Origin of the sequence: Streptosporangium sp. NPDC023615 (genome assembly GCF_040640155.1) — a bacterium.
Taxonomy (GTDB): Bacteria; Actinomycetota; Actinomycetes; order Streptosporangiales; family Streptosporangiaceae; genus Streptosporangium.
In genome coordinates, this window is the sequence record NZ_JBFABE010000168.1 from 1 (window position 1) to 1,701 (window position 1,701).

Genomic DNA, 1,701 nt, shown 5'->3' on the forward strand with positions numbered 1-1,701 from the left:
CAAGCGTTCGGGGTTCAGTGACGCCCAGATCGCCGAGCTGCGCGACATGGACGAGGCACGCGTACGCGACCTGCGCCACGCCCTGGGCGTGCGACCGGTCTACAACACCGTCGACACCTGCGCCGCCGAGTTCGCCGCCCAGACCCCCTACCTCTACTCCACCTACGACGAGGAGAACGAGGTCCCCACCGGCAACCGGCCCAAGGTCCTCATCCTGGGCTCCGGACCCAACCGCATCGGCCAGGGCATCGAGTTCGACTACGCCTGCGTGCACGCCTCCTTCGAGCTGTCCAAAGCCGGCTACGAGACCGTCATGGTCAACTGCAACCCCGAGACCGTCTCCACCGACTACGACACCTCCGACCGCCTCTACTTCGAACCCCTCACCCTCGAAGACGTCCTGGAGGTCGTCCACGCCGAACAACAAACCGGCCCGGTCGTCGGCGTGATCGTCCAGCTCGGCGGCCAGACCCCCCTGGGCCTGGCCCAAGCCCTCAAGGACGCCGGCGTGCCGATCGTGGGCACCTCGCCCGAATCGATCCACCTGGCCGAGGAGCGCGGCGCCTTCGGCCGCGTCCTGGCCCAGGCCGGCCTGCCCGCCCCCAAACACGGCACCGCCGTCACCGCCGAGCAGGCCCTGACCATCGCCGCCGAGATCGGCTACCCCGTCCTGGTACGCCCCTCCTACGTGCTGGGCGGCGCCGGCATGGCCATCGTCTACGACGACGCCACCTTGGTGACGTACATGAACCAGGCCGGCGCGGCCGGCAACGCCGCCGGCACCCATCCGGTGCTGGTCGACAAATTCCTCGACGAGGCCGTCGAGATCGACGTCGACGCCCTCTTCGACGGCACCGACCTCTACCTGGGCGGCGTCATGGAACACATCGAGGAGGCCGGCATCCACTCGGGCGACTCGGCCTGCTCCCTGCCCCCCATGACCCTGGGCGGCCACGACATCAAACGCATCCGCGCCGCCACCGAGGCCATCGCCCGCGGCGTCGGCGTACGCGGCCTGCTCAACGTCCAATACGCCCTGTCGGCCAACATCCTCTACGTACTGGAGGCCAACCCCCGCGCCAGCCGCACCGTGCCGTTCGTCTCCAAGGCCACCGCCGTACCCCTGGCCAAGGCCGCCGCCCGCATCATGCTGGGCGCCACCGTCGCCGGCCTGCGCGCCGAAGGCCTGCTACCGGCCGACGGCGACGGCGGCACCCTGCCACTGGATGCGCCCATCGCCGTCAAGGAAGCGGTGCTGCCCTTCAACCGCTTTCGCGGCGTCGACATCGTCCTGGGCCCCGAGATGCGCTCCACCGGAGAGGTGATGGGCATCGACGCCTTCTTCGGCACCGCCTACGCAAAATCCCAGGCCGCCGCCTACGGCTCCCTGCCGGTCAAGGGACGGGCATTCGTATCGGTGGCCAACCGCGACAAACGCGCCATGATCTTCCCCGTCAAGGCCCTGGCCGACCTGGGCTTTGAGATCCTGGCCACCGAGGGCACCGCCGAGGTCCTGCGCCGCAACGGCGTCCATGCCAAGATCGTGCGCAAGCACAGCGAAGGCCCCGGCCCCCAAGGGCAGGCCACCATCGTGGGACAGATCCTCGGCGGGGAGATCGACCTGATCGTCAACACCCCCTTCGGCAGTCCCGGCCAGGCCGGCCCCCGCCTGGACGGGTACGAGATCCGCACCGCCGCGGT

1 protein-coding gene is annotated in these 1,701 nt (G+C 69.8%); it reads left to right on the top strand.

Translation table 11 applies throughout. The features are described from left to right. Nucleotides 1–1,701 (top strand): carbamoyl-phosphate synthase large subunit (gene carB / locus AB0G16_RS38695; protein WP_362816005.1); only part of this gene is annotated, 1,701 nt, incomplete at both ends.